This is a genomic window from Novosphingobium sp. 11B, assembly GCF_054589055.1.
Genome location: NZ_BAAILP010000173.1, coordinates 1 through 7,475 on the forward strand (window position 1 = coordinate 1; position 7,475 = coordinate 7,475).

Here is a 7,475-nt window from a genome sequence, read left to right on the forward strand (position 1 = left end):
CCACGCCGCGCGGCGTGGCGGTGCCGGTCAGCGCGCGTGTGCCGGTGGAACTGGTGATCGACATGCCGATTGCGCCCGCGCGGGGCGCAGCGGCGCGCAGGAGGGTGACGGTGCGCGCGGTGTCGCACTGGACGATGAACTGGCCGTTCCCGAACGTCGCGCCCGAGGCGCTGCCGTTGCCCGCGTAGCTCCAGCTGCCCGGCGTCTGCGGTGCATCGCGCCAGTCGGCGGCCATTGGCGAGGGCGGCGGGGCGGTCGGAGTCGCCGGGCGGGGCTGCGGTGCATGCGTGGCGCCGGGCCGCGGGGCGGGCGTGCTCGGCGGCGGCGGTACGCATCCCGACAAAGCCGCCGTTGCAGCGAGACCGGTAAGAAGCAGGGCGGAAAGAGGGGTGGCGCGGCTGCGCGGATTTGCCTTCATGCCCGTGGTATGGAATGAGGCGCCGCCCATCTCAAGTGCATACCATCCCATGACCGACACGCCTCGCCCCCGCTCCCCTGACAAGAAACCTGCCAAAGTGCGGGTCGACCAGCTGCTGGTCGATCGCGGGCTGGCGGAGAGCCGTACCCGCGCGCAGGCGCTGGTGCTGGCGGGCCTCGTGTTCTCGGGCGAGACCAAGATCGCCAAGCCGGGCCAGTCGGTGAAGGACGACGCAGCCATCGAGGTGCGCGGCCGCGACCATCCCTGGGTCTCGCGCGGGGGGATCAAGCTGGCCCACGCGATCGAACATTTCGGGCTCGATCCGAAGGGCGCGGTCGCCATGGACATCGGCAGTTCGACCGGCGGCTTTACCGACGTTCTGCTGACCAATGGCGCGAAGCGGGTGTTCGCGGTCGATTCGGGCACCAACCAGCTCGCGTGGAAACTGCGCACCGATCCGCGCGTCACCGTGCTGGAGCAGACCAGCGCCCGCATCCTCACCCCGGAGCAGATCGACGCGCCGTGCGACTGGGTGGTGTGCGACGCCAGCTTCATCGGCCTCGCCAAAGTGCTCGAAGTGCCGCTCCGCCTCGCCGCGCCGCGCTGCCGGGTAGTCGCGCTGATCAAGCCGCAGTTCGAGGTCGGGCGCGGCGAAGTGGGCAAGGGCGGCGTGGTCCGCGACCCGGCTCTGCACGCCCGCGTGTGTGAGGAAGTGCGCGAATGGCTGGAGGGCGACGGCTGGGAGATCCAGGGTATCGTCGAAAGCCCGATCAAGGGTCCTGAAGGAAACGTGGAGTTTCTCGTTTCGGCACACCGGGGTCACTGACTGTTCGCTAACGATTGCGCAGCGGCCCGCCGCGTACCACAAACCGCGCCATTCTTGGGTAAATTCCTGATTCGGGACCTTTTGCGCGCATGAACCTGTTAGCTTCCCCCGGCCAGTTGCGCGCCAGCCTGATGCGCTGGCTGCTGGTATGCGTTCCCGTCGTGCTGCTGCTGGGGTTCCTCTCCGGACAAATGGCGGGAAGCGGACCGGGCAATCCGTGGTTCGACGCATTGGTGAAGCCCGCCGTCTATCCGCCGCCGGTGACTTTCGCGATCGTGTGGTCGGTGCTCTACGTGATGATGGGCGTGGCTCTGGCGATGGTGCTCGCGGCGCGCGGCGCGCGTGGACGCGGGATCGCGGTGCTGGCCTTCGCGGTGCAGTTCGTGCTGAACCTGGCGTGGTCGCCGGTGTTCTTCGGCATGCACCGGATGAGCGCGGCGCTGGTGCTGATCGCGGCGATCCTGCTGGCGGCGGTGGTGACGACGATACTCTTCGCCCGCGTGCGCACCGTCGCGTCGGCGCTGCTGCTGCCTTACGTATTGTGGCTGGTCTTCGCGACATATCTCAACTTCGCGTTCCTGCAGGCCAACCCGGGCATGGACGGCGTACAGCGTTCGAGCGCGGTGGAGCGGTTCGACATCTGATACCTCTTGCGCCTTGCCTTCGCGCGCTCCATTTAGGGCCCATGCAAAGCGAAAACCCCTTCGTCGCCGACTTCGCCAAGATGTTGAACAGCGCCGCCGGCACTCTTGCGGGCATGGGCCGCGAGGCGCGCGATTCCGCGCGTGAGCGCGTGAAGGAGTTCATGGGTGACATGGACTTCGTCAGCCGCGAGGAATTCGACGCGGTCAAGGAACTCGCCGCCACCGCGCGTGCAGAAACGGAATCGCTCAAGGCGCGTCTCGACGCGCTCGAGGCCAAGCTGGGCGCCAACTGATCAGCTTGCGTTATGTGCGCCGGGAACGTTTCTCGCGCACGCAGGGTTGAACATCGCGATAGCCCATGAAAGGCACGCGATGTTCACGCAGCTCAATCCTACCATTCCGCTTCACGTCGTCGGCAAGGGCGATGGCTATGCCATCGGCATGATCGACTACGGGCAGGAGCATAATCTGATCTGGGTCACCGCTCTCGACGGTTCGGGCGAGATCTGGTGTGCGCCCAACCAGACGGTCCGCCTCGGTCGCAACTGGACGATGGGGCGAGTGGAAAACCCCCTCATCACCAAGGACAAGCAGGCCGAGCACGCGCGCGCCGAGGTCGAGGAAATTTGCAACTGACGCATTGAACCGGCAGAGGAAGGCGCGATGCACTTTCGCGCCCCCGCCCTTGTCTGCGCCGCCCTGCCGCACGGCGAGAACGCCGTCATTGCGCGCCTGCTGACCGCCGACCACGGCCTCGTCGCCGCCTTCGTCGCCGGGGGCAGGGGGCGCGAACTGCGGCCGGTCCTGATTCCCGGCAACACCGTCGAGGCGGACGTCCGCTCGAAGTCCGACACCCAACTTCCCTTCGCCCGCCTTGAACTGCTCCAGAGCCGAGCGCCCTGGATCACCGAGCCGCTGCCCGCCGCCGCGATCGGCTGGGTCACGGCGCTCGCGGCCTCGGTCCTGCCCGAGCGGCAGCCGTTTCCCGCTCTCTACGAGGCGCTGTCGGGCGTGCTGGAGGCGATCTGCGTCGCGCCGTCCGCGCGCGGCTGGGCGCTGGGGCTGCTGCGCTATGAAGTGCTGACATTGCGCGAACTGGGCTACGGCGCGCGAATTGCGCGCCCGCCGGAGCACGATTGGCCCGCGCTGCTGGCCACCTTCGACGCCATTGGTCGAGAATTGGCCCGCTACCCGCTTGCCGATCGCAGAAGAGACGTTATGGCGGCGCGCGTCCTGCTGCGCGAGCGGCTGGCTCGGATCGAGGCTTGAGGAAACGACTATGCGCATCGCTGTATTTGCCGGAGACGGGATCGGTCCCGAAGTGACTGCCGAGGCAGTCCGCGTGCTCGAAGCGCTGCAGATCGACGGTCTTGAGCTGGTCGAGGGCGACGTCGGCGGCGCGGCCTATCGCAAGCACGGCCACCCGCTGCCCGCCGCGACGCTCGAGATCGCGCGGTCTTCCGACGCGATCCTGTTCGGCGCAGTGGGCGACTTTTCGCTCGACCACCTGGAGCGTGCGCTACGCCCTGAACAGGCGGTGCTGGGCCTGCGCAAGGAGCTGGGCCTCTTCGCCAACCTGCGTCCCGCGACGGTGTTCAAGGGCCTCGAAGACCTCTCCACCCTGCGCCCGGAAGTCGCCGGCAAGATCGACCTGCTGATCGTGCGCGAACTCAACGGCGACGTGTACTTCGGCGAGAAGGGCACCCGCACGCTGGAAGACGGCCGCCGCCAGGGCTGGGACATGATGTCCTACGCCGAGGACGAAGTGCGCCGCATCGCCCACGCCGGTTTCAAGGCCGCGCAGGGTCGCTCGAAGAAGCTGTGCTCGGTGGACAAGGCCAACGTGCTGGAAACCTCGCAGCTGTGGCGCGACGTGGTGATCGAGGTTTCGGCCGAGTACCCGGACGTCGAACTGACGCACATGTACGTCGACAACGCGGCGATGCAGCTGGTGAAGAACCCCGGCGCCTTCGATGTGATCGTCACCGGCAACCTGTTCGGCGACATCCTGAGCGATCAGGCCAGCATGTGCGTCGGCTCGATCGGCCTGCTCGCATCGGCCAGCCTCGCGGAAGGCACCTTCGGCCTTTACGAGCCGATCCACGGTTCCGCCCCTGACATCGCGGGCAAGGGCCTGGCGAACCCGATGGCGACGATCCTTTCGGCCGCCATGCTGCTGCGCCACTCCTTCGGTCTCGAAGCCGAAGCCGCCCGCATCGAAGCCGCCGTTGCCGCCGCGCTCGCGGACGGCATCAAGGGCGGCGACCTCGGCGGTTCGGCCGGCACGAAGGAAATCGGTGACGCGGTGCTTGCGCGCCTGTAAAGGTTGCGCCGCTACGCAATAATCGTTTCTTGACGTTTACAACCTAAAAACAGGGCGCATGAACATTTCCACGACCGATCTCGCGCAGGCTTCCGAAGCCGCCGTTCGCGCAGTTTCGCCGCAAGCGAAGCCGCTGGAACTGGCGGTGGTCCTGCCGACCTACAACGAGCGCAAGAACATCGCGACGATGATCGAGCGACTCGACAAGGCGCTCGCCGGAATCGCGTGGGAAGCCATCTACGTCGACGACAACAGCCCCGACGGCACCTCGGACGAGGCGCGCCGCCTGTCGCTGTCCGATCCGCGCGTGCGCTGCATCCAGCGCATCGGCCGCCGCGGCCTTGCCAGCGCCGCGATCGAGGGGATGTGCTCCACCGCCGCCCCTGTCGTCGCGGTGATGGACGCCGACCACCAGCACGATCCCGCGCTGCTGCCGGGCATGCTCAAGGCCGTCGCCTCGGGCGAGTACGACCTCGCCTATGCCTCGCGCTTCGCCGAGGGCGCCAGCACCGAGGCATGGGGCCGCCCCGACCGCGTCAAGGCATCGGGCTTCGCCAACCGCATCGCCAACAAGGTGACCGGAGTGGAACTGACCGACCCGATGAGCGGCTTCTTCATGCTGCGCACCCAGACCCTGCGCGCCGACGCGCACCGCTTGTCGGGCGTCGGCTTCAAGATCCTGCTCGACATCCTGGCGACGGTGGACACCCCGCTGCGCGTCAAAGAATTCCCCCTCAACTTCGCCGCGCGAGCAGAAGGCGAAAGCAAGCTGGACCAGACCGTCGTGTTCGAATTCCTCGTGGGCCTTTACGACAAATGGCTGGGCCGGATCATCCCGACCCGTTTCGCGCTGTTCGGCACCGTGGGCGCCATGGGCGTGGTGGTGCAGTTGGCGGTGCTGTGGACGATGCTCCACGTCGTCTTCGGCGAGCGTTTCGTCTACGGCAACTGGTCCGAGAGCACGACCTTCAACATTGCGAACACGATCGCCGCGCTGGTGGCGATGACGTTCAATTTCGTGCTCAACAACGAACTGACTTATTCGGACAAGCGCCTGCGCGGCTTCGCACCGCTGATGCGCGGCTGGGCGCAGTTCGCGCTGACCTGCTCGCTGGGCCTGCTCACCAACATCGGTTCGGCCGCCGTGCTCAAGACCATTGGCATCCACGACGTGCTGGCGGTGATCACCGGCGTGCTGCTGGCCTCGGTGTTCAACTTCGCGCTCTCGTCGAAGTTCGTCTGGGGCAAGTACTGAGCCCGAACCGCACGCAAGCGGTTCTGCTTGGGCTGACGGCGCTATGGGCGCTCGTCAGCCTCATTGATTCGCCGTACCCGAGCCTCGCACCGCTGCAGAACCTGCCGACGCTGGTGATCGTCGCGGGGTTGTGGCTGGCGCTGCGGCGCTGGCCGATGCCGACGAGCGCTGTAGCCTGCGCCTGCCTGTTCCTGTGGCTGCACACGCTGGGCGGTCGCTACATCTATTCCTTCGTTCCCTATGAGGACTGGGCGAGGGCGCTCGGCCTGCCGTCGCCCGCTGCGACGCTGGGATTGCAACGCAATTCGTGGGACCGGCTCGTCCATTTCAGCTTCGGGGCCTGCTGGGTCCATCCCATCTCGGCCTGGCTGGCACGGCACCGCAAGCTCTCGCTTTCACTGGCGACTTACATCGCGGTCGAGTTCGTGCTGGCGGGCAGCGCGATCTATGAAATCTTCGAGTGGCTGTTGACCGTGTTCATGGCCGGGCCCGACGCGCTTGCCTACAACGGGCAGCAGGGCGATCCGTGGGACCCGCAAAAGGACATGGCGCTCGCCGGGATAGGCGCGGTGGCGGCGGCAGGGTTCCTGCGGCTGCGCACGCGGCTTACCGCCAGCTAGGCAGCCACATCCACAGGTTGTAGGCGTCCTTGAAGGGCAGCGGCCAGCCCGAGATGATCGGGTAGAACACCACGAACAGCGCCAGCGACAGGCCGAAGACCCACCGCGCCACCAGCCGCCAACGGCCGCGCCGGTCCCACAAGGCGTCGAGGCCGAGCGCCAGCAGCGCCATCAGGAACGCGCCCGGCAGCAGATAGTGGTAGTAGAACTGCACCGGCTTGCCGTTCACCGCCCACATGCCCACGCACACGAAATAGAGCACCGCGAAGAACAGCACGTCGCGGCGGCCGCGGAAGAGGGCGGCCCACACACTCCAGAAGAACGCGAGGAGGCCCGCGATCATCGCCATCGGATTGCCGATCATCACCACGCCGCGGTGCGCGCCGTCGACGTTCTGGAACAGATACCAGATGCCCCGCCAGTCGACGATCCACTGATACCAGTACGTCTTGTAGGGGTGCGGCTTCTTCACGCTGTCCTGCAGGCGCACCATCAGTTCGTGCTGCTGGACGAAGCCCCAGGGCGAGAGGGTATGGTGCGGGTAGAACATCGCCGGGATGAACGTCGCCCAGTAGACCGCGATCGGAAACAGGCCGAGCCACAGCGCGGCCTCGATCAGGCTCACGCCCTTGATCGGCCCGGCGCCGCGTTTGCCGATGAAGACCGGCCCGGTATCCGCGATACGCATCGCCAGGAAGGCGAGGCCCGGCATCGCCAGCGCCGGAGCGCCGCTCCACTTCGCGCCCAGCGACAGGCCGAGGGCCAGGCCGCTCAGGATCAGGTGCAGGCGCGCGATGCCGGTGCGCTTCGCGCGCCAGGCGGCGGCGAACTGCCACAGGCCCACCATGCACATGCCTGCGGCGATCATGTCGAGCATGGCGATGCGGCTTTGCACGAACCACATGAAGTTGGTGGCCAGCAGCGCCGTCGCCAGCACCGCCGCGCGGCGCAGCTGCGTCACGTGCCAGACCAGCCGCGCAAAGGCGAACAGGCCGAGTCCGCCGAACAGTGCCGGGCCGAGGCGCCACGCCAGCGGCTTGTCGCCCAGCAGGTGGATGAAGCCGGCGATCACTTCCTTGGCGAACAGCGGATGTTCGCGGTTGGCGGGGATCAGCTCCAGCAGCTTGAGCGCGGCGGGGACGTAGTGAACCTCGTCGAAGTAGTAGCGCGAGGGGATCGTCAGCCGCCACAGCACCAGCGCCTGGAACGCCGCGACGATGAGAAGGCACCAGCCGAGCGGATCGCGATTTTGACGGGAGAGTGGCATCGGATGCGCGGATAAAGAGGGGCGCGGGTTTCGGCAAGCGCTTGAGCGGTTCGCCCCACCCCGTCCGGCTAAGCCGCTTCGCGGCCAAGTCTCGCTACCCCTCCCGCATGCGGGAGGGGTAG

Annotated in this window: 9 protein-coding genes and 1 pseudogene; 8 read left to right on the forward strand and 2 right to left on the reverse strand. The window is 67.2% G+C overall.

Translation table 11 applies throughout. From position 1 onward, the window contains the following. Positions 1 to 418, reverse strand: a pseudogene (locus tag ACYPYD_RS16120) (hypothetical protein); the annotation flags it as partial. Between the two features lie 49 nt (positions 419 to 467). Between ACYPYD_RS16120 and ACYPYD_RS16125 the strand changes: the two are divergent. The 8 genes from ACYPYD_RS16125 (at position 468) to ACYPYD_RS16160 (ending at position 6,086) form a co-directional block, all read left to right on the forward strand. Continuing rightward, positions 468 to 1,244: a TlyA family RNA methyltransferase gene (locus tag ACYPYD_RS16125; RefSeq protein WP_285020293.1), complete on the forward strand. Its 777-nt coding sequence runs from the start codon at positions 468 to 470 to the stop codon at positions 1,242 to 1,244. Between the two features lie 89 nt (positions 1,245 to 1,333). Beyond that, the gene (locus ACYPYD_RS16130) at positions 1,334 to 1,888 is read left to right on the forward strand and encodes a TspO/MBR family protein (protein WP_459664178.1); all 555 of its coding nucleotides are present in this window, start codon (positions 1,334 to 1,336) and stop codon (positions 1,886 to 1,888) included. A 41-nt stretch (positions 1,889 to 1,929) separates the two neighbouring features. Continuing rightward, positions 1,930 to 2,181, forward strand: coding sequence for an accessory factor UbiK family protein (locus ACYPYD_RS16135; protein ID WP_008832515.1), 252 nt, complete (start codon positions 1,930 to 1,932; stop codon positions 2,179 to 2,181). A gap of 79 nt (positions 2,182 to 2,260) precedes the next feature. Next, positions 2,261 to 2,524, forward strand: a complete 264-nt coding sequence (locus ACYPYD_RS16140) for a hypothetical protein (RefSeq protein ID WP_008832516.1) — start codon at positions 2,261 to 2,263, stop codon at positions 2,522 to 2,524. A 27-nt stretch (positions 2,525 to 2,551) separates the two neighbouring features. Then, positions 2,552 to 3,157: a DNA repair protein RecO gene (recO, locus tag ACYPYD_RS16145; protein ID WP_036523788.1), complete on the forward strand. Its 606-nt coding sequence runs from the start codon at positions 2,552 to 2,554 to the stop codon at positions 3,155 to 3,157. 10 nt (positions 3,158 to 3,167) lie between these two features. Continuing rightward, the gene (leuB, locus tag ACYPYD_RS16150) at positions 3,168 to 4,211 is read left to right on the forward strand and encodes a 3-isopropylmalate dehydrogenase (protein ID WP_285020296.1); all 1,044 of its coding nucleotides are present in this window, start codon (positions 3,168 to 3,170) and stop codon (positions 4,209 to 4,211) included. 58 nt (positions 4,212 to 4,269) lie between these two features. After that, positions 4,270 to 5,466, forward strand: coding sequence for a glycosyltransferase (locus ACYPYD_RS16155; RefSeq protein WP_008832550.1), 1,197 nt, complete (start codon positions 4,270 to 4,272; stop codon positions 5,464 to 5,466). A gap of 113 nt (positions 5,467 to 5,579) precedes the next feature. Then, positions 5,580 to 6,086 carry a DUF2238 domain-containing protein gene (locus tag ACYPYD_RS16160; protein ID WP_231958203.1) on the forward strand — a complete coding sequence of 169 codons (507 nt, stop codon included), beginning with the start codon at positions 5,580 to 5,582 and terminating at the stop codon, positions 6,084 to 6,086. Here ACYPYD_RS16160 and ACYPYD_RS16165 read toward each other — a convergent pair. After that, positions 6,073 to 7,353, reverse strand: coding sequence for a phospholipid carrier-dependent glycosyltransferase (locus tag ACYPYD_RS16165; protein ID WP_459664180.1), 1,281 nt, complete (start codon positions 7,351 to 7,353; stop codon positions 6,073 to 6,075). The genes ACYPYD_RS16160 and ACYPYD_RS16165 overlap by 14 nt on opposite strands. Between the last annotated feature and the right edge of the window lie 122 nt (positions 7,354 to 7,475).